Here is a 26,769-nt window from a genome sequence, read left to right as displayed (position 1 = left end):
CAACGACGCTTCAGAGCCCGCCTGCAGTCGCTGCCAAGTCAGGTTAGACGGTTCCCTGGTAGCGCAGGAGAGTGGTAACTGACAGATAGCAGGTGAAAACTGCCACTCGCCCAGAGCCGATGCACTGCGACGCATCGGGGGACTGGGAGGTCCGCCGGTTCAGGGATGAACCAGGTTTGGGAGCAGGGCGCACAATATCGCAGCTACGCCGTATCCCACCTACACTGAAACCAACGGTTGTAACAGCTCTAAGCACAGGGCTGCTTGCTAGGCCTGGCGACGAACGCCGGTGTGGCCCAGTTTGTCGGCCTTCTTGCAGCGTTGGCCTTTCCTGTCGAGGGCGGCCGGAAGGGCAATGAAAAGAGGAGGGGGGAAGTGATTGGTGAGCGTTCTGTAACGGTCTTCTTTGACGAGTTGATGCTGGGCCATAATCCCGAAGTGGATTTGCCGTTCATCCCCAGTCGAGTGGAAAAACGCGTCAGGGCGATTCTTCAGAATCTGGACTTTCGCTGGAGTTATCCCGAGCACCCTGGTCGGCTTGCTGCCATCAAGCAGCATTTGGATGAGCACCCTGTTGCGGGTGTTCAGTTCAAATCCGGCGCCAGTGCGACCTACGACCAACTGGGCCGGGTTCATACCACCACTTACCTGGACCATTTGTTCTCGCTGGCGGGCAAGCGCGCCTGGCTGGACAGGGACACCACGGCGGTCTCGCCAGACAGTATTGAGGCCGCCACGGCCGCAGCGGGCAACGCCATTGCTGCGGTAGAGAGCGTGGTCAACGGCGATACGCAAAGCGCCTTTGCCCTCGTGCGGCCGCCAGGGCATCACGCGGAGCCGGTTCGGGCACGGGGCTTCTGCCTGTTAAACAACGTTGCGGTGGCGGCGGCCCATGCCAGGGCAAAACTGGGCTGTGAGCGTGTGTTGATCGTTGACTGGGACGCACACCATGGCAATGGCACCCAGGACATCTTTTGGGCGGACCCCGACGTGCTCTTCTTCGACACCCACTGCGCCGCGCCCTTTTACCCCGGTACGGGGCATCTGGAGGAGGTGGGCGCTGGATTGGGCGAGGGCTACACCATTAATGTGCCGTTACCGGAGACGGCAGGCGACATCGCGTTCGAGGCGGCGTTCCGGGACATCCTGGTGCCGGCGGCGGACTACTTTGAACCCGACCTGGTGCTGGTCTCCGCCGGGTTCGACCCACACCGCAATGACATGGCCCTCAACCTGACCTACAACGGGTTCAAGGTGATCACGAGTATTGTCCAGAGCATCGCGGACAGGCACTGCAACGGCCGGCTGGCCCTGGTGCTGGAAGGTGGCTACAGCCTGACGTCGCTGGCCCATGGAGTTCGTGCCGTGTTGGAAGTACTGGCCGGGGGCGATGTTCCGGAGTTAATGGAAAGCGGTATGAGAGAAGTGACGGCGGCGGCGGAATTCCATCGCGCAGCCTTTACCGACGACGAAACATGAACAGGGACAACCCGGGCGGGGGCTGTCCGGCCAAGGCGCAAAGGAATGTTGTGCCAGGGCCGGCCCGGAAGGCAAACGGCAAGCCCCGTAAAACGAAAAAAGGCAGCCGAAGCTGCCTTTTGGGGAGTGATGCCGGCTTGTTACAGCGCGACAACGTTCTCCGCCTGGGGACCTTTCTGGCCCTGGGTAACGGTGAACTCGACTTGCTGACCTTCGGCCAGGGTCTTGAAACCGCCGCCTTGAATAGCACTGTAGTGAACGAAAACATCAGCGCCGCCGTCACGGGTGATGAAGCCAAAGCCTTTGGATTCGTTGAAGAACTTAACGGTACCGGTAGTAGTAGACATAGATATAAATCCTGAAATCAATCGATAAAAGTGTCGGTGCCCATCGTTATGAGGGCTATGCCAACGGGGGTGCGGGAACTAATAAACAGGCGGAATCAAAAACAGGACGGGAACTACTACTTTAGAAACGTCTTATTCGTGAACTGCTTTGCTAACTCTTTCCTACGAGGGCCACTGTACGTCAATGTTCAGGAAATAGCCACGCTTTTTTTTGTAGGCAGTTACCCGCATTGCTCACGGGGCGGCACCCACCCGGTGAATGTTAATGTGGCCGGATCGATTTCAGAGCCATGCCTCCGATCCTTGTTGGCTGGATTCCTTTCGGCTCAGAAACGTTACCACCGCCTTATTGAAATCCTCGGGCCTATCCATCAACGGCAAATGCCCTGCATCCCGAACCCGACACAATCGGGCGTTGGGCATAATAGCCGCTGCTGCTTCTCCATGTTTGATGGCAAACAACCGGTCCTGCTCTCCCCAGACAATCAGGGTTTGGTGTTGAATCCGGCGAAGTGAGTCCTCGGGCATGGCCGCAACCGCCGCACCCCGGCCTTGCCGAAACGCTTTTTTGCCGCCCTTTCCCTTAATGACCTCAATGGAGTAATGCCCGTGGTTCGGATCCCGGTTCTTTGGGTGGAACAACAAGTAACGGGAGAAGAAGCGGTTTGTCAGGGCGGATGGGAAGGTGTTGAGCCCGATCATTCCGGCAAAGGATCCTGGGGGCGGTCGGGCGCCGAGTGCGCCGGAGTCCACCAGGACGAGTTTGTCGACCATCCCGGGGTTGTCCAGGGCAAACTGGAGGGCAATGGCTCCGCCCTGGGACAGGCCTACGAGATGCGCTTTGTGGATGTCCAGCGCCGTTAGCAAATCCCTTAGCCAGGCCGAGAAGTAGGAGCGGTCATAGGCAGCGTCAGGCTTATCGGACTCACCGTAGCCGACGATGTCCGGAGCAATGACCTGGAAGCGCCTAGAAAGCGCTCCGAGTGTCGGATACCAGGTCACAGCGCCGGCACCGGCGCCGTGCAGGCACACCACGGGTGGTCTCTGATCAGGATGGCCGGCGCGCAGGTAAGCCGTGTTCACCGGGCCCGCCATGATCTGTGCCTGTGTTACCGATACGCCCATACGGTCGATCAGCGCCTGTCGATGGTTCAATCTGCTCATTCCATACATCCTTGCAAGTGTGGTGTAGGCGGACCGCTGACCCGGTGGAGCCCGACACAATGTGCTAGATCCGTGTCGCTGACAGCTCATTGAGGGCGGCTCGCTGGCCCTCCGTCAGAAGTCCCATGAAAGCTTCGGTGCGCTCATTGAAAGAGTGCTCTGCGTCCGCGAGCAGGGCCTCGCCGGCTTCCGTCAGCCGAACCAGGCTCACGCGGGCGTCGCGGGCGCTTTCCTCCTTGTCGACCAGCCCAATCTTCTGCATTGGGTTGAGGAGCCGAGTAATACCGGACGCGCTGAGCCCCACCGCTTCTGCGAGATCGACGCGGCGCATGTTCCGGGTCGGCGACTGGCGCAGATGCAACATGATGGTGAATTCCTTGAAACTGATGCCGTGGCCCGCCAGCCACTGGTCCTGCTTTTTGAGGAGCTTGGCCTGGAAGTTCGCCAGCTTGATTAGGCCGCTGGCGTTCTGGGAAAGAGACATACTGAAGTCCTTGATTTATGCTTGAGTAGTCAAATATATGGCAAGAATGCCTGTGCTGCAATCACTTTGTCCAGCCGTCGGCCCCCAAGGACCAGACGACAATGACGGCATCGATGATCCCCCGGTGAGACGCTGTGCCTGAACCATGGCAGCTATGAGGATATGACCCCGTAACCCGAGCGGTTTTAGTAGCGAACGGCACAAGCGAGCGGGTCAGATCGATGTTCTCGCTTTCCAGTGATCGATCTACCCCCAACCAGGGGCACGCAGATGGTCCCTATCCCATAGCCAACGGTCAGCGGAAAGGACAACCGGAGCGGGCGTTGCGTCGACGGACCAGCTTGCGGGGCCCCAGTTGGCAGAGGCTCAGACGGTTGTCTTGATAACTCGGATAGCGATTGGCCAGCCAGCCCTCGGAGAAGGGTCGGCGTTCCCAGGGGCGATACACCTTGCTGCCCCATCGCCACAGTCCGAGCAGAGAGCTCACAGTGGCCTGCTGAAACCGGGAAGCCGGTGTCAGCCCCAGATGCCGGAGCAGGTCTTTGTCTTCCAGCAGTGCACTGACCAATGTCGGCACCAGTGGTCGCAGCCAGCGCGGAAAATACGCCTTGAGTCCATGGATGGTGCCCAGCGCGACCGCTTGGTTGTCGGGGTGGTAGTGTTCCCGTTCAGCCCGGTAGGCCTGCTGCCAGCGATTGAGCCCCTCGAAGGTCTCGTCCTGGAATTGGATATTCATCGCCTTGCCAACGCTGACCAGCTCCGCCACCAGCAAATCCAGCTCCTCTTGCGACAGCGCCCGCCAGCCCCAGCGCTGGATCCACTCAACGGGGTTCAGGAACAGCCGCAGCAGGGTGTACAGGCTGTCTTCGTTGGAGATGGTGTAATGGCCGTGAATCCAGTTGAGGTGCTGGATCATCGCCTGCCGTTTGGCACTGCCCTCCGGATTGCTGAAGATGACGGTCATGGTGGCGCGGGTATCGTCCAGACGCTTGAGGCCATCCTGTTCGTACTGGGCGGTTCGATGCAGCAGTCGGGAGATGGAGGGAATGGCGTAGGTCTGGAATTGGGCCAGTTCGCCGGCGATGAGGAATTCCAGCGGGAAATCGTGATCGGCAATCCGGCGGTAACGCCCGAATCGGGCTTCGTCAAATCCGGTGTCGGTGCTCGTGGCCTGCTCCATCGGCGGCATCGGTGGGGCCTCCCTTGGCGGTCAAATAGACACGTGTCTATTATGAAGCGTAGCCATGTCGGTGCCATCGACACAGGCGGTGACATGTCCATTTATGGACACCAAGCCAATTATGTCCAACTATCGCCAACCGCCTGCCAGGGAGAGCGCATGAAATCGACCAAACAGGGGATCCGCCAGGCCCTGCTGGAGCTGTTGGCCCAACGGCCGTTCGCCGAGATCCAGGTGAAGGATCTGGTGGCCCAGGCGGGCATCGCCCGGGCAACGTTCTATCTGCATTTCAAATCCCGGGACGAGCTCTTGCTGGACTACATCGATGAGATGTTTGAGGGCTTTTTCGCCGAGATCGAAGAGGCGCTGGCCCATGCCGACCTGCTGGATGAGGGGGCTGCCGAGCGTATGTTCGCGACCTTCTCCGGAGAGAAGGCGTTCAGCCGCGTGCTGACCCAGGACTCGGTACAGGCCATTCTCCAGAGTCGCTTCCGCAGTTACCTGGCCCGGATCGTTGGGCGTGTGGTGCGGGAGAACCGCGGGTTCAACCTGTCGCCGGAACAGCTGGCCTACCTGATTGAGTTCTGGGCCGGCGGTTCTTTCCTGTTGCTCAAGACGTGGGTGGAACGGGATTTCCAGCCACCGGAGGCCGAGATGGCCCAGCTCTATGCGAAGCTGACGCTGTCCAGCATCCGCGCGCTGATGGATTAGTGTCCCCGAACACAAGCGACGAACCAGTGTTCAGGGACACTGGTCCACCGCCCGCTGGCGATTGCTCATCCTCAGCCCCAGAATCACCAGCAGCACCCCCAACCAGATCGTCAGCGAATACTGCTCCTTGAACCAGGCAACGCCGATGATCAGTCCGAACACCGCGGCCACTGCGCCGAGCTGGCTGAAGAACACGGGGGTGGCCCGCTTCTGGATCTCGAAGGCACACAAGTAGGCCAGCGCCGTCAGCACGCCCTGGACGGCGAGGATGGTCAGCAGGTTCGGGCTGGCGTCGCGGGCGATCAGCGGGGTGCCGGTCAGTTGGGCGAACAGGGCCAGTGCCGCGGCCGACGCGAGCAGGGTGCCGGCGGCCAGGGTCATGGGGGTGGCCCGGCTGGGCCAGGCGACAGCGCGGTAGATGTTGCCAACGGACAGCATGGACGGGATGAGCAGCCCCAGGGCATACCAGAGCGGTTCCGACTGCCCCATGTTGGCGTGGCGCTGGAGGATGATCCAGCCACAGGCCAGCACGGCAATCGACAGTCCGGACAACCTGCGCCAATTGCGTTGTTCCAGCCCCATGGAGGTCGCCATCAGGAAGGTGAAAATGGGCGGCAAGGCATACATGATGCCGGTGAAGCCGGTGCCCAGTTTGGCAACCAGGTAAAACGCCGTCACGTTGGGGATTGCAATACCGGTTAAGCCGCTGATGAAGAAGTAGACCATCAGGCGCTTCTCGACCATGGCCCTGATCGGCACTGCTCGCACCAACAGAATCAGGCCGGCAATGAGGGTCTGCCAGAAGGCGTAGGTGGTGGCGGGCATGCCCTGGGCCGTTGCCACTTTCGACAGCGCCAGCATCAGGGCAATCAGCAATCCGTTTATCAGAAGTAAGCCCCAGACAACCCCGAGGGGTGGGGGGGGCAATCGCTGGATCAAAGCCGTCATCGTCTGCGTGCTCCCAAGTGTGAATGAACGAAGGCTGACGATGAGTGTGCAGGACTTCATTGGATTGATAATTGGAGAAGGCCGAATAATACTTGTTCCAAATTGGAAACTATTGGAGGGCGGATGGCCACGGACAAGTTAATTGCCATGAAGGTCTTTCGGCGTGTTGCGGAGCTGGGAAGCTTTACCCGGGCAGCGGATGACCTGGACATCACCGCGGCAACGGTCAGCAAGCACATTGCCTTTCTGGAACAGGACATCGATACCCGGCTGATTAACCGGACCACGCGCCGGATGAACCTGACCGACGCCGGCCTGGCCTTTCTCAAACGAACCCAGGCCCTGCTGGACGACCTGGAAGAGGCTGAGCTGGAGGCTCGGGGGTTCCAGGCGGAGCCCCGGGGGACGATTCGGCTCAATGCGCCGATGTCATTCGGTCTGACTCACATTACCGAGGCCATCGACAGCTTCCTGGAACGTTACCCACTCATCGACATCGACCTGCAGCTCTGTGATCGCATGGTTGACCTGGTGGAGCAGGGCGTCGATGTTGCGATTCGGGTCCGCAGTGAGCTTGCCGATTCCAGCCTGCGGGCCAAAGCGCTGCGGCAGTCCAGAAACGTTGTTTGCGCCTCGCCCTCGTATCTGACGAACGCACCGGAAATCCGTTCGCCGGCCGATCTCGCTGCTCATAACTGCCTGCTCTTTACCCTGCATGATCGGCCCAACGTTTGGCAGCTGGGTGATGAGGCGGTCACGGTGCGAGGCAACCTCCGCACCGACAGCAGCCTGTCGATCCGACAAAGCCTGTTGCGGGGCCTGGGGGTGGGCCTGCTGCCGTGGTTCCTGGTACAGCGGGATATCGAGGCCGAAACCCTGGTTCCGCTGCTGGAGGCTTACCCGCCGAAGGGCTACACCATATTCGCGCTGTTCCCGCCCGGGCGCAGGCAGCCCACCAAGGTCCAACTGCTGGTGGAGCACCTGGACCAGCACCTTGGCGACCAGCCCTATTGGGAGTAGCAATCACGGACGCCTCGTCGGTCGGTTCGCCAGCGCATTATTTCCAACTGGGAAATTATCTCGTTCTGTTTTGTCCGTTTAACCGGGTCCGGTGGTTTCATAGAGTGGCCTCTCCCACACACTGGAACCGGCCTGAAGGAGGCGGACGATGGAATTACACGCGGCACTGGATTGGCGATACGCCGTCCGGGCATTCTCACCGGAAACCCTGGACCAACAATCGGTTGAGTCCCTGATCGAGGCGACTCGCAAGAGTGCGTCGTCCTATGGCTTACAGCCTTACCGACTGATCGTGATCGAGTCCGAAGCGGTGCGGCGGGTTCTGTTGGCCCACTCCTTTGGGCAGCAGAAGGTGCTGGAGTGTTCACACCTGGTGGTTCTCGCGGCCCACACCGACATCGGCGACCATACGGTCGATCGCTACGTCGAGCAGGTGATGAAGGTCCGGGGTATTCCTTACGGGGATATTGCTGGCTACGCCCGCCACATGAAGGACGCCCTGGCCCGGAAAACGAGCCGGGAGAAGCGGGAGTGGGCCCATCAGCAAGCGTACATCGCGCTTGGGACTCTGTTGACGTCGGCTGCTTTGCTCCGCATCGACAGTTGCCCGATGACCGGTTTCGATCGCCCGGCCTACGATGAGGTTCTGGGGTTGGCGGAGCTGGGGCTGGAGACCTCGGCCATTGTGGCCCTCGGTTATCGTAGCCCGGCCGACGAGCATGCCCGGCTGACGAAAGTTCGCTTTGATGACCGGGACATGGTGATCAGGATGTAGCGGGGACGGGCAATGGGGTGTTTTGCCCCTCAGCTAAGGCAGCGTTCCACGGCCCATTCGCAGAATCGTTCCACCGGCATCGGCCTGGCAAACAGGTAGCCCTGCATCCGGTGACAGCCCAGCTTTTGCAACAACTCCATGGTGGCGTGGTCCTCCACGCCTTCGGCCACGGCCTCCAGATTGAGGGTGCGGGCCAGTTTCAGGGTGTTTTGTACAATCCCCAGGTCGTTGCGGTTGACACTCATCTGACTGATGAAACAGCGATCGATTTTCAGTTCGTGAATGGGCAGGCGGCTCAGGTAGGCCAGGGAGGAGTAGCCTGTGCCAAAGTCATCCAGGGCGATCCGGCAGCCGCTGTCGGCGATGAGCAGCAGCGACCCGATCACCTGCTCCATGCTGTGCATCATGGAGGTTTCCGTGACTTCAAAGATGACGCGGTTCATGGGGATGGCGTGCTCCCTGATGCCGGCCAGTGCGAAGGGCACGAATTGACTGTTGGTCAGGTTCTGTACCGACAGGTTGATGCTGCAGGTAATCTCCAGGTTCCGGTCCTGCAGGGTCTGCATGGTTTTCCAGGCCTGGGCCACGACATGGCGGGATAGCAGGTCCATCAGCCCGGCATTTTCGGCAATCTCGACCACTTCCCAGGTGGGCACCACCCCAAAACGCGGGCTGTGCCACCGCAACAGCATCTCCGCCCCCACCAGCTCCCGGTGGGCGCTGTTCATTTGCGGTTGCAGGTACAGCGACAGCTCCCCGGCCTCGATGGCCGGTGGCAAGGCCGTCATCAGATCCAGCCGGCGCCGCGCGAAATCGGAGATGCCCTGGTGATAGACCTGCACCGGGACCTTGCTGGATTCGCTGCGGTCCCGTGCAGCCAAGGCGTGTTGGTAGAGAATCTCCGGGCTGTCGCCGTGCTCAGGGGCAACCGCCACACCGCAGTGCAGGTTCATCAACACCGGCAGCCTGACGGCGTGAATCGAGACCTCGTGGTGTCCCACCACCTGTTCGACGGTGGGCTCCAGCGAGCCTGCCAGCCGGTCGAGGTCGATCAGAAACGCCGCCGAACCGAATTCCGGAATGGCCAGAAAGGCCGGTTGCCGGTGTTCCAGGCAGATTGCCCCGGTCAGTCCCGCCAGTGTCTCGTTGAGCTTCTTCATCAACTGACAGAACATGTCTTCTGCCAGGCTGTGGCCCATGCTGGATGCAATTTCCTTGACCTGGGGATAGTGGGCAAGGGCCAGCGCCACCCGCTTGTCCTGGCCCATCACCGTCTGCAGTTGCTGGTTGAGCAGGGAGGTATTGGGCATCCGGGTGGTGGAATCGTGCATGGCCTGCTCCAGGGATTGCAGTTCCAGATCCCGGACCTGCCGCTCGGCCTGTTGTTGTCGTTCCAGCGCGGCCAGCTTGCGGGCCCGTTCGTCCTTGATGCGATGGGCCAGGGCAAAAGACAAGAGCAACGCCTCCGTGGCGGAGCCAACCTGCATGGCATGGTTGGTGAGGAGGTTCACCGGCAGAAGATCGAAGACACTGAGCAGATACAGGGAGGCCCCCAGGGCAAAGGTGGTCCAGGCCAGCACAAAGTAACGGGCAATGGCGATGCCGGCTCGCAGGCCCGCAACCCCCACGGCAATGAGCAGTACGATCACCAGGGTGCCCAGCAGCCCGGCGAACAGCGCCCCGTGGATGGGATCGAGCCAGGTGTAGATAATCAGTAATACGGCGAGGCCGGCGGCGGTCCTCATGCCCCGGTCCCAGTGAGCGGATATCTCACGCCATTTCAGGAAGCTGCGGGCGAACATCAAGGCACACAGGGACACCAGCCCGGTGCTGATGGGCAGGGCGTAGCGGGTGAGCAGCGGTTCCCCGGCCCACAGCCAGGCGCTACCGACGCCGGAGATGCAGAGCATCAGCAGGCTCATGGAGCCGATGTACAGCACGTAATAGCCGTAAGCCGAATCCCGGATGGAGACAAACAGGAACAGGTTGTAGATCACCAGGGCGCACAGGATGCCAAAGTAAATGCCCCAATACAGACTTTCCCGGGCAAAACGGTTCAGTAGGTGATCCTCGCGCCACAGCTCCACCGGCACCTGCAGCGAGGTGGCGGATCGCGCCCGCAGGACCAATTCCAACCGGCCGCTCAAACCCGGCGGCAGGGGAAGGGCTACCTGGTAGCTGTGGGCCTGCTGCCGCTGACGTTCAGCCTGCCGACGACTGGTGCGATCGATAACCGGCAAGCGGCCGTCACGGAGTGTGAACAGATCCACCTCTTCCAGCAGCGGATAGGGAATGACCAGGTACCAACGCTGGCGCAGGGAGGCTGGAATTCGCAGGGATGTCCTGACCCAGACGGTCTGATCGGTGAACCCCAGGTTCAGTACGCTGTCGTCGTGTTTTCTCTGCCATGGCTCCTGGCGGAACACCTGCTCGAGCGTTTGGTCCCCGTCCAGCAGGTACTCGATGCGGTCGTTCAAGGTGTAATGACCCGCGTCCCCCTGAACCGTCGTTTCCTCAGCACCGACGGTACCGGCGTACAGCAGTGAGATCACTGCCACCCCAACTGCCCATAGGTTGAGTTTCATCGTGGACATTCCGGTTTGTCCTATTCGTCCAGGGGCCTGACCAGGCGGCCAGCAAACCCGAGAAACTCCGCCTCGTTACAAAAGGCGGCAAAGTCGCCCGCTCCCACATCTGGCCGGCGTAACAGCACCAGGGCCTCGACCAGGCAGCCGGGTATATCCCGGTTGTTCCAGGCCGGCATGCGTGGCCACATCAGGAACTCTTCATGGGCGAGCACCACTTTTTCCACGGCGATCTGCCGTTCCTGCAGGCGCTCCCGGACCTTCAGGCTGATGCAGGGATGGGTATCGTCGGCAATCAAGGCGCCCGGCGCGATCTGCTGGTAGAAATCCAGCACCACATCGCCATGGTGGGTTAACGCGATGAAAACCCTTTCGTCCTGCAGATGGGCCAGGTTGGCGGTTTGCAGTATCGTGCCCTGGTCGGTGGCGAATTTCCTGTCTTGCTCGTAGCGCGGATCGATGGCGACCACCCTCTCGAAGAGAGCGGTGAGATCCTGGCACACCGCATTGCCTATTCGTCCGGCTCCTCCCAGCACGACAATGCTGGTCTGCTGGCAGTACTGGGGGCGCTCAAGCATTTGCCGTGCGACGTCCCAGATCATGTAACGGGTGCCCAGGCTGCCTTCGACCAGGGGGCCGCGAATGTCGATGCCCGCTTTCTGGACGAAATTGGGCAGCCGGCCGACCAGGGCAATCCGTTGCGCATCGGGATAGTCCCGTTGCAGGCGATCCAGATAGAGCCGAACCTTTTCGGGATCTTCCTGTAACTTATGCTCCAGGAACTGGGACGCCACCAGCAGGCCCCGCTTGTCCTGCTGGCGAATGAAGCCCAGCACCAGGTTGGGTGGCAGCCGCCGCGCCATTCGGGGCGTGAAGTAGGCCGCCACCTGCTGCTTGTTACCGTACACCGCAAACAGGAAATGGGGCCGGCTCAGGGCATGCACCAGCGAACGCAGGAAGGTGTTGGCCAACAGCACCGCCATGCGGCGGCTGTGTGTCCATAGCAGGCGTTTGCTTCTGGCGGTCAGGCGTTGCCAGGAGGGGGCTACGTCGTAGAGTTCCTGCAGTTCGTACTCGGAAAAGCGGGTGCGGTAGAACTGCAGGCCGATATGCGACTTGCCGGTGTGTGCCACCGTTGCGGCGACCTTCAGCCCGGCCTTGTCACGAAAATCGACGTCAATGACCTCACCGGGGCGGATGTACACCCGTTCCGGCCTTTTCAGACGCAAGCCGCTGGCCGAAATGTCCAGCGTGCTGGTTTCCACGGTGTGGTTGGCGAAATTCAGTGCGACCGGAATGCGGATTCCGGATCGCAAATGCCGGCGATACTCCCCATGCATCCTTCTCATGGCGGGCCTCTGACGTCCTGCGAAAGTGGAGCACCCTAGTAGTTCTCAGTCTGGACCAAACCACCGAATGCCGCCATCAAAGGAGCCCCTGTGACACAACATCAGCGCGCTGTCGGGAGTCAGTCAATGGCCAGACGATGCAGCACCAGGTCTTTCTCCAGCCGGTAGCTGTCAAAATCCCGGGCCAGGAACAGCTGGCCCTGGTAGTGCTGCAGGGCCTCGGCCGCCAGTTGACTGATGTGGGGAGCGCCGCCGGGACCGGACTGGTAGCGGGAGCTGAAGTGGGTCAACACCAGGTTGGGCAGGCCGGCCTGCTGGGCAAACCGGGCCACCTGCTCGGCAGAGCTGTGTTGCGGCCAGGGGCCAACCCGGTCGGCCACCGCCTGGGTGTAGGTGGCTTCATGGATCAGCGCATGGCTGCCCTTGCTGGCCTCGGCGAGCAGGCTCGGGGTGTCGTTGTCTCCGGCGACGATCAGGCGGCGGGCAACCCGGGGGATCCGGGTGTAGGCGTCGCTTCGGATCAGGCGACCGTCCTCCAGCAGCACGTCATGGCCTTTTTGAAGCTCGCCCCAGCTCGGCCCGGGGTCGATGCCATCCGCCCGCAGTTTGTCCTGCAGCAGTTGCCGTTCCAGCTGTCGCTCGGTGAAGACATAGGCACGGCAGGAGACGCGATGGGACAGCGCAACGTTGGTCACCTCGACGCGTTCATCCTGCCAGTGGAAGTCAGGCGCTTCGGAGTCGATGAAGTTCAGGGGATAGCTCAAGGTGGAATCGCTGTTATCGATCACCGCATGGATGAACCGCCGCACCTGAACGGGGGCGATGATATCGAGCGGTTCCTTGCGGCCCAGCATGGACGCGCTGGTCAGTAGCCCCGGCAAACCAAAGGTGTGATCACCGTGGATATGGGTGATGAATACCGCCCGCAACTGCATCACCGAGTAGCGGGTACGTAATAACTGGTGCTGGGTGCCCTCGCCACAGTCCACCAGATACCAGGGTTTGGGGCCGCCGTGGCACAGTGCCAGGCCGGTCACGTTGCGCGACTTGGTGGGTACTCCGGCGGAGGTGCCCAAAAAGGTGAATTCCATGGTTCCTCGTTTCGTGGCCAGTTGCACCAGGGGATCCCCCTGCCATTTCGCACTATGGGTCCATTGCAGGGGACACCGCAAGCGGCAAATGGAGGCGGATTTTGCCGAATGATGATACCTCTGCCATTGTTAAGGGATACCTGGGAGATGATCCGAAGGGACTCCAAACTGGTACTTTTGCCAGGGAGAACGAATATGCGACGCTTCATACGTCACCCCACGGGCTTTCCCATCCTGGTTTTCGCCATGGACAGCGCCGATGGCGAGGAGGCCAGCATGTGCGACATCAGCCAGGGCGGTCTGGCCTGCAACGTCAAGCGAAAGCTGGGGCCGGGCGCTGTCGTGGCGCTGGGCATCCCTTCGCTGGAAGACAGTTACCGCTTCTCCGGCCGGGTAGTGCGATGCAGCCGCTGTGCGGACGGCTATCGGATTGGTATCCGGTTCAATGATGAAACCGAGTCGTTCAAGAGCAAGATGGTGGAACAGGTCTGTCAGATTGAACACTACCGCCAGGAACTTCGCCGGGAGGGACGTGAGCTGGACAGCGAAACCGCGGCGCAGGAGTGGATCGAGCGTTTTGGAAGTCAGTTTGCGGCGATCTTCTCGGGGCAAGGGACTCAGGGGCTCCATTAGCCTGCCAGGCTTCTGGCAGCAGTGAGGATTGATCGTGTATAAAGCAATCCTCCTTCTACTTTTGCGAACCATGAGGCCATCGTCGACAGCTAGACTGGCTGGGGCGAAGGCCGGGGAATCATGGCGCCATGTTTGACAGCGTTTTCGTCCAGATCGGAGTCATCGTTGGCCTGGCCGCCGCGGTGGGTGGGCTGGCCCAGTTGCTGCGCCAGCCGCTGATTGTTGCCTTCATTGCCGTGGGCATCCTGCTTGGCCCCTCAGCGTTTGGCATGGTATCGCTCAGATCCGAGATTGAATTGTTCGCCCGGCTCGGTATTGCCCTGCTTTTGTTCGTGGTCGGCCTGAAACTGGATATCCATATCATTCGCACCGTGGGTCCCGTGGCTCTGGCTTCAGGGTTGGGGCAGGTGTTCTTTACCTCGGTGGTCGGCTATTTGATTGCGCTGATGTTGGGGATGCCGCATGTCACCGCGATCTATGTGGCGGTGGCACTGACGTTTTCCAGCACCATCATCATCGTCAAGCTATTGTCAGACAAGCGGGAAGTGGATTCCCTGCACGGCCGGATTGCGGTGGGCTTCCTGATCGTGCAAGACATCGTGGTGGTGCTGGTCATGATTGGCCTGACAGCCTTTGGCAAGGCGGGTGAGGAGGTCAGCCCGACCTGGGAGGCGCTGGGGATCCTCTTCAAAGGCGGCGCCTTCCTGCTGACCGTGGCCGTGCTGATGCATTACGTGCTGCCGCCCCTACTGCACCGGCTGGCTCGCTCGCCCGAATTGTTGATGTTGTTTGCCATCGCCTGGGCGGTGCTGGGGGCCGTGGCCGGGGAGTTGCTCGGGTTCAGCAAGGAGGTGGGTGCGTTCCTGGCGGGGGTTTCCATTGCTTCCACACCCTATCGGGAGCAGGTGGCCGCGCGTCTGGTGAGCCTGCGGGATTTCCTGCTGCTGTTCTTCTTTATCGAGCTGGGGGCCAGCCTGGACCTGGGGATGTTGGGCGCCCAGCTGGGGGCCTCGGCCATCTTTTCGCTGTTCGTGTTGGTGGGGAACCCACTCATCGTCATGGCGATCATGGGGTATATGGGATATCGCAAACGCACCGGCTTCCTGGCCGGGCTTACGGTTGCCCAGATCAGCGAGTTTTCCCTGATCCTGGCTGCGCTGGGATTGAGCCTTGGCCACCTACAGCAGCAAACGGTGGGGCTGATCACCCTGGTCGGCCTGATCACCATCAGCGCCTCCACCTATATGATTCTGTATTCCCACGCACTTTACGAGCGACTGGCACCCTGGTTATCCCTGTTTGAGCGCAAGGTTCCCCATCGGGAGCTGGACAGCCAGTTGAGTGCCAACGCCCGGGTGGACATCCTGCTGATTGGCCTGGGCCGGTACGGTGCGGCGGTGGCGGCGAACTTGCGCGAACGCGGCTGCCACATGCTGGCGGTGGACTTTGATCCCAGTGCCGTCCAGCACCACGTCCGCGACGGTTACCTGGTCCATTACGGCGACGCCGAGGACCCAGAGTTTGTCGCTACCCTGCCGCTGACGGCGACGCGCTGGGTGGTCAGCACCATTCGCGACATCGGCATCAACCAGATGTTGCTTCAGGGACTGAGGCAGCAGCAGTATCGTGGCAGGGTAGCCGTGGCCTGTTCCAGCCGGCGGGACGCCAAAAAGCTTGAGCAGGCCGGTGTCGACCTGGTCCTCATTCCCTATTCGGATGCCGCCAAGGAGGCCGCCGATCAGCTCATGCGCCTGGTCGCAGTCGAGGTAGAACCCGAGGGAGGTGTGGTGTGAAACGTTTCCAGAATATCCTGTACGTGGTGGAGGAGTCGGTCAACCAGGACACGGCCATCGCCTGTGCAGTCAGCCTGGCCCGGGACAACCAGGCCAGCCTGACGGTGCTTGACGTGGTTCCGGAACCCCAGCTGAGCCGCCACGTGCTGTCAGCCTTCTTTCCCGAAGGCATTCGCAGCAGGCTCATCGTCAGCCAGCAGAAGAAACTGGCCGGCTGGGTGGCTCCCTACCGGGAGCAGTTACCCATTCGTGCTGAGGTTGTGCAGGGCAGACAGTTCCTGGAAGTGATCCGGGCGGTACTGCGCGAGGGTTACGACCTGGTCATCAAGCCCGCCGAGAATCCGGAGTGGTTGGAACGGCTGTTTGGCGGTGACGATATGCACCTGTTGCGAAAGTGTCCCTGCCCGGTCTGGATGATGAAGCCCAATGACCGGGGCCGGTACCGCAATGTCGTGGTCGCGGTGGACTTCGATCCCAACGATCTCGAGAGCGAGGAATTTGAGTTTAGCCTGGATCTCCTGGATATTGCAGGCTCCGTGGCAGTGGCCGAGTTCGCTCAGTTGCACCTGGTCCATGCCTGGGAGGCGCCGGAGGCCGGTTTTATCAGCGCCTGGCTGGACGACCCCGAGAAGGCGGAACTGCAGTTGCTCAATGGTGAGCGGGAGCGACACCGGACCGGTGTGGAGGCCTTGGTACAGGCGTTGCGTGAACGCATTGGCGTTGAGGGCTACCAGTACCTGGCGCCCAGAGTGCATTTGCTGATGGATCAGGCTCGCAAGGCAATCCCCGCGGCAATACGGGATCTCAATGCCGACCTGTTGGTCATGGGCACGGTGGCTCGTACCGGTATACCCGGGTTGATCATGGGGAACACCGCGGAGATGGTCCTCAATCAGGTGCATTGCTCGGTGTTGGCGATCAAGCCGCCGGGATTTGTGTCGCCGGTTACCCTATAGGCGGCCGCGTTAGTGGCCGAAACTCGGGTTAGGGGACACTAGCCGCGCCTGGCCCCTCGCAGCATGGCCCGGAGCAGTTCCGCGGCGTCGAACTTGGTCAGCGCCTCGTCGGCGCCCACCTGTTTGGCGTAGCTGACGCTGATCTCGCTGTTCAGCGAGGTATGCAAAATGATGTAGGGCTGCGCGATGTCCGCGCGGTCGCGCACGTCGAAGACCAGTTCGTAGCCATCGAGGCCGGGCATTTCGATGTCACTGACCAGGATGTCCACCGGCGGGCTCTGTGCGAACAGTATCTCCTTCGCCAGGCTGCCGTTCTCGGCAATGCGGTAGGGAATGGCATGAGCGTCCAGGGCCTCGGACAACTGCCGCCTGGCCACCTGGGAGTCGTCCACCAGGAGGATTTGGCTGTTGCGCAGGGTTTCCTGTTCCACTGCGTCCAGGTGGGTGGCCTGTGGGGTGACGTCCTGAGGGTAGACTTCCGCCAACAGCAGTTCAACGTCCAGGAGCTGGACAAACTGGCCATCGGAATCGATCAGGCCGGTGATGAACGGCCGCTCCCCCAGGCTCCTGGGCGGCGGCAATACCTTCTTCCAATCGGTGTCGATGATCCGGTCAACCCGCCGCACCATGAAACCAATTTCCTTACGCTGGATGTCCGCAACAATGACCGCCGCGGTTTTGCGTTCCTCGGCATTCAGGGGGGGATAGCCAACGGCGGCGGCCATATCGATCACCGGGATCACCGCGCCCCGAAACGGCGTTGAGCCAATAACGGCGGGATGGCTCTTGGGCAGGTGAGTGAGGGGAGGGCTGGGGATGATTTCCCGAATCTTCAGGGTACCCAGCGCAAACACCTGGCGGTCAGTGATTTGAATCAACAGCAGTTTCTGGATCTGGTGAGCGTGGCTGCGCATGCGGTCTTACTCCTGGTCTGGCAGAAGGATTATAACCCGAGTCCCAATTTCAGGGGGAAATATGGCGGCTTCTGTCGAAATTTGGTGACGGTATTCGATGAAGCAATGATGCTTCTGTTGGCGAAAGCTCTCAGACACTTGAAAAGGAGAATGGCAATGGCTGGCAACACTGTCCAACTGCACCGTGTCTTACGGGAGCAGACCCGAGCGCGTCTACCGTGCCTTTATCGAGCCGGACGCCCTAGTGTAATGGCTGCCACCCCATGGTTTCACTGGCAAAGTCCACGAAATGGACGCCCGTGAGCGGGGAGGCTATTGCATGTCGTTCACCAATTTTAGCACCGGTAAGCAACACTGTTTCGGTGGTCGCTATGTGGGGCTGAAGCCCGGAGAGCGGATTCGTTACATCGATCAGTTCGATGATCCAGACCTGCCCGGGCACCAAAAAACTGACTGGACCATCTTCCTGGCTGCTGCCCGGCTCCAGAATGCTCAGGCTGGCACTGGCGTTGCCCGGAAGGTGGCCAGCAGCGTCTCCACCAGTTCATCCACCCGGTATTCTGCCTCGGCAACGGAGGCAGCCAGCAGCTCGCCGCCGGCTTCCTGGTTCTCGACTGCGACGCGGTGCACCCGGCTGATGCCAATAAACTCGAGCACGGTGCTCAGGCTGGGCTCAAGGTGGTTCATGTGCGCCAGCGCTTCGCCAGGCTCAAACCCTGTCCCGCCCCGGGCGGAGAGGATGACCGCATGGCGCTGCCGGTCGGTCAACCTGGGGGTGAACGGGTCTTCCGGCGTGGTTGGGTCATAGTCCACAGTACGGCCCATACGCACCACCTGATCCACCCAAGCCTTGAGAGCGGCGGGCATACCGAAGTTGTACAGCGGCGTGCCAATCACCAGGATGTCTGCGGCAAGCAGTTCGTCGATCAGTTGATCGCTTTCGGCCAGTACGCCTTCCATCCAGGGTTCGTGGCGTTCCGGCGGGGTGAAAGCGGACTGGATCCATTCCTGGGTGATAAAGGAAGGCGGGGTGAGGCCGATGTCCCGATGGGTGACGGTGTCCCCGGGGCGCCTGGAGTGCCAGCGTTTGACGAACCGACGGCTGAGCTTGCGGCTGTGGGACCCATGTTCGTCGTTGCCGGCGAATCCGGGGCGTGCGCTGGCGTCGATCTGCAGGATATGAGGCATGACGGTGCTCCTTTAACTAAAAGTTGAGTTCATCTGTAATTGATCGCAAACTCAGCGTATCGCCAGGCAGTTATGGGCGACAAACGATGATTTCTTTCCGCTATAGATGAGATAGGTTCATCCATGGGCCCTCGCCGATTACCCTCCCTTTCCGCCCTCAGGGCCTTTGAAGCGGCTGCCCGTCATGAGAGCGCCAAGCAGGCTGCGCAGGAGCTGTCTGTAACCGCCACGGCCATCAGTCATCAGATTCGGGGGCTGGAGGAGGCACTGGGAATCCCCCTGTTTGTGCGAAAGCCCCGACAGTTGGAACTGACCCCCCAGGGACGGGAGCTTCAGCTGGTGTTGGAAACCGCGTTCGACAACATCAGCCATACCATTGGACGGCTGACGTCTGCGCCTGCGCGTCAGGCCATCACCCTCTCTACCACACCGGCCATTGCGGTGCGCTGGCTGCTGTCCTGGGTGTGTCTGCTTAGGGAGTCGCATCCGGACATAGACCTGCGTATCCACGCCTCCCATGAGGCAGTTGCCCTGGATGGGGTGACTGCCGACCTGGCGATTCGTTACGGTGACGGCCGTTGGCCGGGCCTGGTAGCTGAGAAACTATTCGATAACACCTTCATTCCGGCCTGCAGCCCTCACCTGGATCTCCAGGCGGTGGCGGATCTACCCCATCACCCGCTGATTCACTTCCGCCCCCAGGCTCCCTCCATCTCGCCGATGGATTGGGCTGGCTGGCAGAAGCAGGCGCGGGTGCCCGGGCTGGAGGTAAGTGCTGGGCTGGTATTTTCCGATGAAACCCACGCCATCTCAGCCGCCATCGGTGGTCAGGGGGTGGCGTTAATGAGTCGTCCGTTGATTGCAGATGAGCTGGCTGGAGGGCGATTGGTGCAACCCTTCGGCCCGGAGCTGGAAGGTAAGCCGTTTTACCTGGTGTATCCGGAAAGCCGCCGGCAGGACCCGGCGATCCTCGCCATTCGGGATTGGGTAATGGCGGTGCCGGGAGGGTTGTGCCCGGAATCCCACCGTTGAAGGACGATGTTGCGGGCGCAACCGTGCCTGTTTCCAGTGAGGCCCGGTCAGTGCAGGTGCCACCACCAGCTGTTTCTATCGCAGGGCCTTGGCTGCGAACTGGCCACTGACTCGCACGGCGTCCGGACGGTCTCTGAGGTGTTGGCATCGACGGACGGTTCCATCCACACCAATAGCACCCCGATCAGCGCTGGCCAGAAAGACCATTTCGCTATGCTTGAATAGTTCATTACCGATCCTCCCTATGACAGGTAGGGCCAGTATGGGCGGTGATGGTGGGCCGACACAGGTACAGGGAGCTGGTTTTGTGGCGGTACAGATCCAAAAATCTGGCCACCTGTGCCGGTTTGGATCTTTGGGAACTGTACTAATCCCCTCTGCTTGAGCCGTAATCAAACGCTCCCGGCGTGGGTGAGGGCCGCCCCCTGTCGGACCACTCTGCCAGAAAGTTGCTGACGGGCTTGGGGGTGAGCGGGCTCCAGGCCAGACCGACGGTTCGGAGAATCCGGGGCAGGCCGGGGATCGCAGAGAGCGGGTGAGCGCGTAGCTTGTGATGCTTGAGGGTGTCGGGTGCAGGCGCAAAGCAGGCTCCGATGCCGGATTCCACCAGGGCGAGCGCCCACTCTTCCGAGTCGGTCTGGGCCACCACTCGGGGGGGCAGTTGGTAGCGGCTGGTGAAATCGGCCCACAGCTCGGAGCGCTCGCAGAAGGTGCGTTCAATGATTGGCAGATTGTGGATATCGCTCACCTCGACAGCCGCTTTCGATGCCAGTGGGTGATCCAGGGGCAGGAGCAGGCAGTATTCGTCTTCCCACAATGGGCAGAAGTGGTAGTTCTCCGGCAGGTCGTCCAATCGGGTCAGTCGGATGTCCGCCTCTGGTTGGCCTTTGGTGATCTCCAACTGGTAGCTGTGCCTGAACGACTGGAACCGCCCAAGGAGGTAACGCATTCTGTCCAGACTCAGGGTGACCTCCATTTGCAGGGTCAAGGTGCGCAGTGGTTGCCTCTGGGTAAAGTATTTGACGATTCCCTCGCTTTCGGCGAGCAGACGTTGGGCCTTGAAGAACAGCTCGCTGCCGGCGGGGGTCGGTCGTACGCCTTGCTTGCTCCGCTCGAGCAACCGGGTCCCCAGTTCTTGCTCCAGTTTGTTGATGGCATGGGAAATGGACGGCTGCGCCACGTGGCAGTGCTCCGCCGCTGCGGTAATGCTGCACTGCTCCACAGCGGCGACAAAGTAACGGAGGGATCGGAGGTCCATGGCGGTTTCCCGGTTGTCAGTCCGTCGTTGGGCTGAAGGCTGGAAAGTGGGGAAGCGAGGCGGCTACCCGTTCGTCATGGGCCGGCACCAGGGTCAGCTCGGGATGGCTTTCGAGGAGCCGGTGCACCTGAGACACCCGTCGCCGGGCCCGCTCCTCGTTGCCGTCCACGTTCGTCACCAGCTTGATCAGGCCCGGTCTGGGTTGATTGTTAACCACGCCTTCCAACACCCAGGTCGTGTCGCCAATGAACAGGTATTGCTCTGTGTCCGAGAGCTTCAGGTAGAGCCCCACCTGACCCGGAGTATGGCCGGAAAGATCCACCAGCACCACAGTGCCATCGCCATACAGGTCCAGGCTTCGGTCAAAACTGAGAAATGGCTCGTCCCGCAGTTCGAGGTATTGCCAGGCGATGGCGTCTGACGTTATCTGAGATTGGAGAAAGCCGGGTTTCTCGCCAGCCCTGGCCCCGTCCAGCTCTTCCTTCTGGACCAGCACGGGGATCCCCGGGAAATCCACCAGGCCACTGGCGTGATCCCAATGAAGGTGGGAGGGGATAATGGCATCGAGTTGGCTAACGGGATACTGGTGCTGCTGCATCTGGGTCAGGACCGGCGCCGGTTCGGTATAGGCAAACAGTTGTCTCGCCAGCCAGGAATTAACTGCGAACTGCTCGTCCACCTGGGTTCCCAGGCCGGTGTCATACAGCAAGGTCCCTTGGGGGTGTTCCACCAGGATGGCGCCGTGACTGAGGTGGCGCCGGGTGAACCACCTGCCGTCCTCCACCACCATCGCCTCTTGGGCGCCTTTGGACTGGCTGGTTTCGAAAAAGCTGAATCTCACGGTGTCAGCGGCGGCTCCCGCTATTCCCGGAAGTAGCAGCCCGATGGCCGACAGCCGGCGGATGTGTCGGATCATGCTCACGGGTCGTCTCCTGAGTGGGGTCAACAGTCGCCAGGATAGGAGGCATGCTTCCATAAATAAAATATTATTTATATTTAACTGAGGGATAATCTGTTTATGGATAGGGGCGCACCCCCGGGCGAGGTTGGCCCTGAACCGGAGGAGGTTATCCCTTTACCCAGCCCAGCAGTACCTCGGAGATCTCGGCGTTGCGTTCCTCTCCGAAGCCAACCTTCTTGGCCCAGTCGTGGCCAATCACCGTACACATCAGCGTGTAGGCAATTCGTTCCGGGTGGTCGACACCGGCACAGCCCAGGTATTCCGCAATCTGTTGGAGAAAATGCCGGTACAGGCCAATGAGCTTGGCATGGGTGGCCTCGCTGTGGCCGCCCTGGGCGATGAGGGCGAAGAAGACCCCATTGCGTTCGCTCACCTGGTGGAACTCCGCCGAACAGAGAAACCCCAGTAATCGCTCAAGCGACGGCGCTTGCCGATCGTCCAGGAACTGGTGCAGGGCTGTGGTGTAGCGTTCGACAACCCGTTCGAGCAGGGCGTCCAGCATTTCCTCGCCACCTGAGAAGTAGTGGTGGAGCATCGGTTGGTTGATCCCCGCTTCCCGCGCAATCTTGCGTTGCGAGGCGCCGGCGTAGCCGTCCCGGAGCACCACAAGCTCGAAGGCATCGAGAATCTGCCGCCGTCTCTCGTCGGATTTGCTCTGTCGCGCCATGGGCTTGCCTGCCTTTGCTCTAAAACCTGGAGGCAGATTATAGACAGGTTCGATTTCTCCCGATATGATCAAAAATATATCGATCGATAAATATAACAATGAACATGGAATGTAACCATCGAATGTTCGAAGGAGACCCCGAATGAAACGAACCCTGATCTACCTGACCGCCGGACTGCTGGCGGTGGCCCTGGTTGCGGCTGCCCTCAATGCGACTGCGCTGCGCCGCCTCTACCACACGGTGACCCTGTTCGATGAAGACGTCATCGTGAGCAACTTCTCCCACATGGACCGGATCTTTGAGACGGTGACCATTCCGCCAACCGGTCCTGAGACCGCCTTTGGCGAAGCCCCCCAGCCGCTGCCGCCGCAATTTCGACATGATGGCGAAGTCCGCGATACCCGGCGGTTCCTCGACACCACCAAGACCACGGCATTGCTGGTGGTGAAGGACGGCGACATCACCTTCGAGGAGTACTTTCGGGGCACCCAAGCCGACGACCGGCGAATTTCCTGGTCGGTGGCCAAATCCTTCCTGTCCGCCCTGTTCGGGATTGCGGTTGTCGAGGGTGACATTGCCAGCCTGGAGACACCGGTCAACGAGTACGTGCCCAGCCTGAATGGCACCGGCTATGAGGGCGTCGCCATCAAGGATGTGTTGCAGATGTCCAGCGGGGTAGGGTTTGACGAGGACTACGCCCGCTTCAACTCCGACATCAACCGGTTTGGCCGGCTGATGGCCCTGGGGGGCTCGCTGGATGCGTTTGCCACCACCCTGGAGCGGGAGAGGGAACCGGGCACCTACCTGCATTACGTCAGCATTGATACCCATGTGCTGGGCATGGTGTTGCGGGCCGCCACCGGCCGCGAGATCGTCGATTACTTCAAGGAAAGGCTTTGGTCGCGGATGGGGCCGGAGGGCGACACCCAGTACCTGGTGGATTCGTACAACGAGCCCTTGGTGCTGGGTGGGCTGAACATGCGCACGCGGGACTTTGCCCGCTTTGGCAGTCTTTATCTCAACCAGGGCTACTGGAACGGGCAGCAGATCGTGCCCGCCCAGTGGGTCACGGATTCGGTCACCCCGGATGCACCGCACCTGATGCCGGGGCAACGGGAGAATGCCGACCTGGCCCTGGGGTATGGTTACCAGTGGTGGATTCCGGAAAACGCCGACCAGGAGTTTATGGCCATCGGCATCTACGACCAGTTCATCTACGTCAACCAGAAACTGGGGGTGGTGATCGTCAAGAATTCCGCCAATACCCGCTTCACGGACGACAACTACGAGTCCATGCGCACCACCGTGTCGATGTTCCGGGCCATCGCCAGGTCGATCGCGGGCGATGCGGAACGTGACCAAGCACAGGTCTCCAACCGCACTTAGATCAGACCACGCAGGCCAGCAGGCTGGGGTCTATACTGGTTTTACCTGCAAAATCATTGGGTGGCCGTGACATGCGCGAGATTGATGCCCAGGAGTACTGGCAGGCGCAGGGACTCGCGTACTGGACAATTCTTCGACCTGCACCAGCAGGAGCCCGAGGCTTTCGGCCTGATGTTACTTACTCTTACCCGAGGTATGGCCAGGTACATCATCACCATGGCGGCGGTGCTGGCGGAGCGGGAAGGGCAGCTGCACAGAGCCTATCCAATGGAGGTCGAGAGCCGGCGCCAAACCGGTGCACCGGCTCCCTCGAAGTAGGGAGCTCAGCTCGAACAGCCTCCCTGGGGCGATCCATCAATAGGTTCGATTGCGTTTTGGCACCTGGCCGCTTCACTATGACGTAAGGGATTGTCCCTGGGCTTCCGAAGAGAGTTCGGCGGGAACACTTGCAAGAGGGAGGGCCTGGCGATGTACACAACAGTGCTGCTGGATATTTCTGGGGTGCTGTATCAGGGCAGTGCGCCCATTGCCGGATCTGCCCAGGCGGTACAGCGCTTGCGCCGGGCCGGGGTGGCGTTGCGCTTTGTGACCAATACCTCGCGCCAGCCTGCCTCCGCCGTGCTGAAAAAGCTGCGCAGTCTGGGCTTCGAGGTGGCGGAGAAGGAACTGTTCACGGCACCCCAGGCGGCCAAACGATGGTTGGTTGATCGCGGTCGTCGCCCCTTCCTGATTATTCATCCGGATATCGAGCCGGAATTCGAGGACCTGGACCAGGACAACCCCGACGCGGTGCTGTTGGCGGATGCCGAGGACCGCCTGAACTATGATTCCCTGGACCGGGCCTTTGCCCTGCTGATGGACGGGGCTCCCTTGCTGGCCATCGGTGACAATCGGTACTTCCAGGGCGACGATCGGTTGCACCTGGACGCCGGCCCCTTTGTCCGTGCCCTGGAGTACGCTGCCGGCATCGAGGCCCAGGTGGCGGGCAAGCCGTCCCCTCTGTTCTTCGAGCAGGCGGTGGCAGACGCCGGCTCTGTTGCGGGTGAGGCCCTGATGGTGGGGGACGATGTGACCGCCGATGTTCAGGGGGCCCTCGATGCCGGCCTGAATGCCTGTCTGGTGCGGACCGGGAAGTATCGACCGGGCGATGAGGACTCCGTCAAGGGGCAGGCGATGATTGAGTCTTCCCTGGAAAGCCTGGTGGAAACACTGACCCGTGAATTTTGAACCCGATATGCCGCACCCAACACTACCCGACGAAAACGACATTGCCGAGGCACAGGGCCGCATACGTTCCCTGGTGCCAGAGACGCCGCTGTGGCGGGCCTGGGACCTGGAAGCATCGATGGGCCAGTCGCTCTGGTTGAAATGCGAGAATCTCCAGCGCACCGGTAGCTTCAAGGTTAGAGGTGCCCTCAACTGGCTGCTCACAGCCAGTGAGCAGGAACTGGCGCCCGGACTGGTGACGGTCTCTGCCGGCAACCACGCCATTGCGTTGGCCTGGGCGGCCAGCATGAGGCAGGTACCCGTGACCGTCGTGATGCCGGAAGGCTCCAGCCCGTTCAAGATCGAGCGCGCCCGGGCACTGGGAGCGGACGTTGTCGTCCACGGCCAGATCCAGCAGGCGGTGGCGTACTGCCACACACTGCGTGAAGAGCAGGGACGTACCCTGGTCCATCCGTACAACGACCCACGAGTCATGGCGGGGCAGGGCACGGTGGGGCTGGAAATGCTGCGGCAGCTGCCGGCGGTAAAGCGGGTGCTGTGCCCCATCGGTGGTGGCGGCCTGATCTCCGGCATTGGGTTGGCCATGAAAGCCCGCCGTCCGGATATCGAACTGGTGGGTGTGGAGCCGGCTGGCGCGGCCACGATGCTGAATGCCTGGCAACAACGGGATGCCGGCGCCACCCTGGCCAGCGTTGACACCTGGGCGGCGAGCCTGGCCCCCGCGGTGGTGGGGGACCGCACCTATGCCGCCGCCCGCCAGGTTGTGAATCGTATTGTTACAGTCAGCGAGGCCGGCATCCGCGAGGCGACCGGGCGGCTGTTGACCGAGACCCGGCTCTACGTGGAACCGGGTGCGGCCGTGGGGCTGGCCGCCTTGATCGAGCAACAGGTGGCGACAGATCCAGATTGTGCGACCGCACTGGTGATTACCGGCGGAAACCTGGATCTGGATCAGCTCAGTCACGGCCTGTAGCGCACGGAATTGGAGGTTGGGGTGGGGCAGCCCGCAGCGACAAGTAGCGACACCTTCAAACTGGCGATGGTGGTCGAACTGGCTGTGTTGGCCGTCGCCGCCCTTGGGCTATATGGCCTGGAAGTCCCTGTGTCCTGGTGGGGCCATGGCCTGCCGACGTCCCTGGCGTTCGGTCTGCTGGCGGCCGGGCTGAGTTTTGCCGGGGTTCGTTGGCTAATACGCTGGCAATCGGTCATTGGTGCGGAACTGCGCAGCCTCTTCACCACTGTGTACCCGCTGTTCAGGCACTTCTCCTGGCCTCAGATTATCGTCACCGCCACAGCGGCGGGGGCCTGCGAGGAACTGCTGTTTCGCGGCCTCCTGCAGACCTGGCTTGCCGGCGTCAGCACCCCGGCAGTGGCGGTGCTGGCGACGGCAGTGGTCTTCGGACTGCTGCACTGCGTTTCGTTCAGCTACTTTGTCATGACCACCGTCATGGGGCTGTTGTTGGGTATCGGTTACTGGTTCAGCGACAGCCTGCTGCTGGTGATCGTCTGGCACGGCGTTTACGACCTGCTCGCCATCGCCGCGCTGGCGAAATATCCGCACTGGTTTGGTATCCCCTACTTGGCCAACTCAGCTACAGTAATAAAAGAATCGTAATTCAA

26 protein-coding genes and 1 pseudogene are annotated in these 26,769 nt (G+C 61.0%); 14 read left to right on the top strand and 13 right to left on the bottom strand.

All coding sequences use genetic code 11. The features are described from left to right. Positions 1–375: 375 nt before the first annotated feature. A complete protein-coding gene (locus R3175_RS13510) occupies positions 376–1,479 on the top strand; it encodes a histone deacetylase (protein ID WP_318944847.1) in 1,104 nt (367 codons plus the stop codon). 140 nt (positions 1,480–1,619) lie between these two features. Here the strand turns inward: R3175_RS13510 and R3175_RS13505 are convergent, their stop codons facing one another. From R3175_RS13505 to R3175_RS13490, 4 genes are all read right to left on the bottom strand, one after another. Beyond that, positions 1,620–1,826, bottom strand: coding sequence for a cold-shock protein (locus R3175_RS13505; RefSeq protein ID WP_318944846.1), 207 nt, complete (start codon positions 1,824–1,826; stop codon positions 1,620–1,622). 282 nt (positions 1,827–2,108) lie between these two features. Beyond that, complete coding sequence (locus R3175_RS13500; protein ID WP_318944845.1) at positions 2,109–2,990, bottom strand: alpha/beta hydrolase; 882 nt, start codon at positions 2,988–2,990, stop codon at positions 2,109–2,111. 64 nt (positions 2,991–3,054) lie between these two features. Then, positions 3,055–3,474, bottom strand: a complete 420-nt coding sequence (locus R3175_RS13495; protein ID WP_318944844.1) for a MarR family winged helix-turn-helix transcriptional regulator — start codon at positions 3,472–3,474, stop codon at positions 3,055–3,057. A gap of 295 nt (positions 3,475–3,769) precedes the next feature. Then, positions 3,770–4,663: a hypothetical protein gene (locus R3175_RS13490; RefSeq protein WP_318944843.1), complete on the bottom strand. Its 894-nt coding sequence runs from the start codon at positions 4,661–4,663 to the stop codon at positions 3,770–3,772. A gap of 150 nt (positions 4,664–4,813) precedes the next feature. On the opposite strand from R3175_RS13490, the gene R3175_RS13485 reads away from it, so the two are divergent. Continuing rightward, positions 4,814–5,365, top strand: a complete 552-nt coding sequence (locus R3175_RS13485; protein ID WP_318944842.1) for a TetR/AcrR family transcriptional regulator — start codon at positions 4,814–4,816, stop codon at positions 5,363–5,365. 30 nt (positions 5,366–5,395) lie between these two features. Here the strand turns inward: R3175_RS13485 and R3175_RS13480 are convergent, their stop codons facing one another. Next, positions 5,396–6,313 (bottom strand): DMT family transporter, encoded by a 918-nt coding sequence (locus R3175_RS13480; RefSeq protein WP_318944841.1) that lies wholly within the window; start codon positions 6,311–6,313, stop codon positions 5,396–5,398. Between the two features lie 123 nt (positions 6,314–6,436). Here R3175_RS13480 and R3175_RS13475 point away from each other — a divergent pair, with 123 nt between their 5' ends. Continuing rightward, the gene (locus tag R3175_RS13475) at positions 6,437–7,333 is read left to right on the top strand and encodes a LysR family transcriptional regulator (RefSeq protein WP_318944840.1); all 897 of its coding nucleotides are present in this window, start codon (positions 6,437–6,439) and stop codon (positions 7,331–7,333) included. Between the two features lie 148 nt (positions 7,334–7,481). Further along, entirely contained in the window at positions 7,482–8,108 is a 627-nt protein-coding gene (locus tag R3175_RS13470) for an NAD(P)H-dependent oxidoreductase (protein ID WP_318944839.1), read from the top strand. A gap of 29 nt (positions 8,109–8,137) precedes the next feature. Here R3175_RS13470 and R3175_RS13465 read toward each other — a convergent pair whose 3' ends face one another. The 3 genes from R3175_RS13465 to R3175_RS13455 form a co-directional block, all read right to left on the bottom strand. Next, positions 8,138–10,702, bottom strand: coding sequence for an EAL domain-containing protein (locus R3175_RS13465; RefSeq protein ID WP_318944838.1), 2,565 nt, complete (start codon positions 10,700–10,702; stop codon positions 8,138–8,140). A gap of 11 nt (positions 10,703–10,713) precedes the next feature. Next, a complete protein-coding gene (locus R3175_RS13460; protein ID WP_318944837.1) occupies positions 10,714–12,042 on the bottom strand; it encodes a PilZ domain-containing protein in 1,329 nt (442 codons plus the stop codon). 119 nt (positions 12,043–12,161) lie between these two features. Continuing rightward, positions 12,162–13,133 (bottom strand): ribonuclease Z, encoded by a 972-nt coding sequence (locus R3175_RS13455; RefSeq protein ID WP_318944836.1) that lies wholly within the window; start codon positions 13,131–13,133, stop codon positions 12,162–12,164. 195 nt (positions 13,134–13,328) lie between these two features. Between R3175_RS13455 and R3175_RS13450 the strand changes: the two genes are divergently transcribed. The 3 genes from R3175_RS13450 to R3175_RS13440 all read left to right on the top strand — a co-directional run bounded on the left by R3175_RS13450 (position 13,329) and on the right by R3175_RS13440 (position 16,515). Then, positions 13,329–13,766, top strand: coding sequence for a PilZ domain-containing protein (locus tag R3175_RS13450; protein ID WP_318944835.1), 438 nt, complete (start codon positions 13,329–13,331; stop codon positions 13,764–13,766). 128 nt (positions 13,767–13,894) lie between these two features. Beyond that, positions 13,895–15,559, top strand: a complete 1,665-nt coding sequence (locus R3175_RS13445; RefSeq protein WP_318944834.1) for a cation:proton antiporter family protein — start codon at positions 13,895–13,897, stop codon at positions 15,557–15,559. Further along, complete coding sequence (locus R3175_RS13440) at positions 15,556–16,515, top strand: universal stress protein (RefSeq protein ID WP_318944833.1); 960 nt, start codon at positions 15,556–15,558, stop codon at positions 16,513–16,515. The genes R3175_RS13445 and R3175_RS13440 overlap by 4 nt, the downstream gene beginning before the upstream one ends. A gap of 38 nt (positions 16,516–16,553) precedes the next feature. On the opposite strand, the gene R3175_RS13435 is transcribed toward R3175_RS13440, so the two are convergent. Next, positions 16,554–17,429 carry a chemotaxis protein gene (locus R3175_RS13435; RefSeq protein WP_318944832.1) on the bottom strand — a complete coding sequence of 292 codons (876 nt, stop codon included), beginning with the start codon at positions 17,427–17,429 and terminating at the stop codon, positions 16,554–16,556. A 289-nt stretch (positions 17,430–17,718) separates the two neighbouring features. Here R3175_RS13435 and R3175_RS13430 point away from each other — a divergent pair. Continuing rightward, a pseudogene (locus R3175_RS13430) lies at positions 17,719–17,829 on the top strand (activator of HSP90 ATPase); the annotation flags it as partial. Positions 17,830–17,921: 92 nt separating this feature from the next. Here R3175_RS13430 and R3175_RS13425 read toward each other — a convergent pair. Beyond that, a complete protein-coding gene (locus tag R3175_RS13425) occupies positions 17,922–18,617 on the bottom strand; it encodes an FMN-dependent NADH-azoreductase (protein ID WP_318944831.1) in 696 nt (231 codons plus the stop codon). A gap of 123 nt (positions 18,618–18,740) precedes the next feature. Between R3175_RS13425 and R3175_RS13420 the strand changes: the two genes are divergently transcribed. Further along, the gene (locus R3175_RS13420) at positions 18,741–19,649 is read left to right on the top strand and encodes a LysR substrate-binding domain-containing protein (protein WP_318944830.1); all 909 of its coding nucleotides are present in this window, start codon (positions 18,741–18,743) and stop codon (positions 19,647–19,649) included. A gap of 367 nt (positions 19,650–20,016) precedes the next feature. Here the strand turns inward: R3175_RS13420 and R3175_RS13415 are convergent, their stop codons facing one another. From R3175_RS13415 to R3175_RS13405, 3 genes are all read right to left on the bottom strand, one after another. After that, positions 20,017–20,907 (bottom strand): LysR family transcriptional regulator, encoded by an 891-nt coding sequence (locus tag R3175_RS13415; RefSeq protein ID WP_318944829.1) that lies wholly within the window; start codon positions 20,905–20,907, stop codon positions 20,017–20,019. Between the two features lie 16 nt (positions 20,908–20,923). Continuing rightward, on the bottom strand, positions 20,924–21,823 hold the full coding sequence (locus R3175_RS13410) for an MBL fold metallo-hydrolase (RefSeq protein ID WP_318944882.1): 900 nt from the start codon (positions 21,821–21,823) through the stop codon (positions 20,924–20,926). Between the two features lie 151 nt (positions 21,824–21,974). Continuing rightward, complete coding sequence (locus R3175_RS13405; protein WP_318944828.1) at positions 21,975–22,535, bottom strand: TetR/AcrR family transcriptional regulator; 561 nt, start codon at positions 22,533–22,535, stop codon at positions 21,975–21,977. A 142-nt stretch (positions 22,536–22,677) separates the two neighbouring features. Here R3175_RS13405 and R3175_RS13400 point away from each other — a divergent pair, with 142 nt between their 5' ends. From R3175_RS13400 to R3175_RS13380, 5 genes are all read left to right on the top strand, one after another. After that, the gene (locus R3175_RS13400; RefSeq protein WP_318944827.1) at positions 22,678–23,922 is read left to right on the top strand and encodes a serine hydrolase; all 1,245 of its coding nucleotides are present in this window, start codon (positions 22,678–22,680) and stop codon (positions 23,920–23,922) included. Between the two features lie 171 nt (positions 23,923–24,093). Beyond that, positions 24,094–24,240, top strand: a complete 147-nt coding sequence (locus tag R3175_RS13395; protein WP_318944826.1) for a hypothetical protein — start codon at positions 24,094–24,096, stop codon at positions 24,238–24,240. Positions 24,241–24,390: 150 nt separating this feature from the next. Continuing rightward, positions 24,391–25,149, top strand: coding sequence for a TIGR01458 family HAD-type hydrolase (locus tag R3175_RS13390; protein WP_318944825.1), 759 nt, complete (start codon positions 24,391–24,393; stop codon positions 25,147–25,149). Next, a complete protein-coding gene (locus tag R3175_RS13385; protein ID WP_318944824.1) occupies positions 25,139–26,122 on the top strand; it encodes a threonine/serine dehydratase in 984 nt (327 codons plus the stop codon). Before R3175_RS13390 ends, R3175_RS13385 begins: the two co-directional genes overlap by 11 nt. Positions 26,123–26,143: 21 nt before the next feature. Then, positions 26,144–26,764 (top strand): CPBP family intramembrane glutamic endopeptidase, encoded by a 621-nt coding sequence (locus R3175_RS13380; protein ID WP_318944823.1) that lies wholly within the window; start codon positions 26,144–26,146, stop codon positions 26,762–26,764. Positions 26,765–26,769: the final 5 nt, after the last annotated feature.

Source organism: Marinobacter sp. (assembly GCF_033722735.1).
In the GTDB taxonomy this organism is placed as follows: Bacteria; Pseudomonadota; Gammaproteobacteria; order Pseudomonadales; family Oleiphilaceae; genus Marinobacter.
The sequence above is the reverse complement of the archived record's forward strand: the minus strand, read 5'-3'. Positions and strand labels throughout refer to the sequence as shown.

Coding starts and splice junctions, on each gene's coding strand:
- R3175_RS13480 (WP_318944841.1), bottom strand. CDS start 6,313: ATGACGGCTTTGATCCAGCGATTGCCCCCCCCACCCCTCGGGGTTGTC.
- R3175_RS13445 (WP_318944834.1), top strand. CDS start 13,895: ATGTTTGACAGCGTTTTCGTCCAGATCGGAGTCATCGTTGGCCTGGCC.
- R3175_RS13410 (WP_318944882.1), bottom strand. CDS start 21,823: ATGATCCGACACATCCGCCGGCTGTCGGCCATCGGGCTGCTACTTCCG.
- R3175_RS13400 (WP_318944827.1), top strand. CDS start 22,678: ATGAAACGAACCCTGATCTACCTGACCGCCGGACTGCTGGCGGTGGCC.
- R3175_RS13395 (WP_318944826.1), top strand. CDS start 24,094: ATGTTACTTACTCTTACCCGAGGTATGGCCAGGTACATCATCACCATG.
- R3175_RS13505 (WP_318944846.1), bottom strand. CDS start 1,826: ATGTCTACTACTACCGGTACCGTTAAGTTCTTCAACGAATCCAAAGGC.
- R3175_RS13500 (WP_318944845.1), bottom strand. CDS start 2,990: ATGAGCAGATTGAACCATCGACAGGCGCTGATCGACCGTATGGGCGTA.
- R3175_RS13390 (WP_318944825.1), top strand. CDS start 24,391: ATGTACACAACAGTGCTGCTGGATATTTCTGGGGTGCTGTATCAGGGC.
- R3175_RS13495 (WP_318944844.1), bottom strand. CDS start 3,474: ATGTCTCTTTCCCAGAACGCCAGCGGCCTAATCAAGCTGGCGAACTTC.
- R3175_RS13465 (WP_318944838.1), bottom strand. CDS start 10,702: ATGTCCACGATGAAACTCAACCTATGGGCAGTTGGGGTGGCAGTGATC.
- R3175_RS13470 (WP_318944839.1), top strand. CDS start 7,482: ATGGAATTACACGCGGCACTGGATTGGCGATACGCCGTCCGGGCATTC.
- R3175_RS13425 (WP_318944831.1), bottom strand. CDS start 18,617: ATGCCTCATATCCTGCAGATCGACGCCAGCGCACGCCCCGGATTCGCC.
- R3175_RS13405 (WP_318944828.1), bottom strand. CDS start 22,535: ATGGCGCGACAGAGCAAATCCGACGAGAGACGGCGGCAGATTCTCGAT.
- R3175_RS13460 (WP_318944837.1), bottom strand. CDS start 12,042: ATGAGAAGGATGCATGGGGAGTATCGCCGGCATTTGCGATCCGGAATC.
- R3175_RS13450 (WP_318944835.1), top strand. CDS start 13,329: ATGCGACGCTTCATACGTCACCCCACGGGCTTTCCCATCCTGGTTTTC.
- R3175_RS13415 (WP_318944829.1), bottom strand. CDS start 20,907: ATGGACCTCCGATCCCTCCGTTACTTTGTCGCCGCTGTGGAGCAGTGC.
- R3175_RS13490 (WP_318944843.1), bottom strand. CDS start 4,663: ATGCCGCCGATGGAGCAGGCCACGAGCACCGACACCGGATTTGACGAA.
- R3175_RS13420 (WP_318944830.1), top strand. CDS start 18,741: ATGGGCCCTCGCCGATTACCCTCCCTTTCCGCCCTCAGGGCCTTTGAA.
- R3175_RS13435 (WP_318944832.1), bottom strand. CDS start 17,429: ATGCGCAGCCACGCTCACCAGATCCAGAAACTGCTGTTGATTCAAATC.
- R3175_RS13475 (WP_318944840.1), top strand. CDS start 6,437: ATGGCCACGGACAAGTTAATTGCCATGAAGGTCTTTCGGCGTGTTGCG.
- R3175_RS13485 (WP_318944842.1), top strand. CDS start 4,814: ATGAAATCGACCAAACAGGGGATCCGCCAGGCCCTGCTGGAGCTGTTG.
- R3175_RS13455 (WP_318944836.1), bottom strand. CDS start 13,133: ATGGAATTCACCTTTTTGGGCACCTCCGCCGGAGTACCCACCAAGTCG.